The organism is Erwinia sp. PME.40.26/001 (assembly GCF_055556675.1).
Genome location: NZ_JBVHNP010000332.1, coordinates 1 through 250 on the forward strand (window position 1 = coordinate 1; position 250 = coordinate 250).

General features: G+C 64.4%; 1 protein-coding gene. It reads left to right on the plus strand.

Features of this window, described 5'->3' with window-relative positions:
- The coding region (locus tag ACZ3HG_RS24420) for a ribosomal RNA small subunit methyltransferase A (RefSeq protein ID WP_465335065.1) at window positions 1–250 on the plus strand (250 nt) is incomplete at both ends.

The window sequence follows — 250 nt, forward strand, 5'->3', positions numbered from 1 at the left end:
CATCCCGGTGCCGGAAGGCCGCAAGCTGCGCGTGGTCGGCAACCTGCCCTACAACATTTCCAGCCCCTTGCTGTTCCACCTGGCCGAGATCGCCCCGCAGGTGCAGGACCAGCATTTCATGCTGCAGAAGGAAGTGGTCGAACGCATGGTCGCCGAACCGGGCGGCAAGGCCTTTGGCCGCCTGTCGGTGATGCTGCAGTGGCGCTATCACATGGAGCTGCTGTTCGTGGTGCCGCCGACCGCCTTCGAT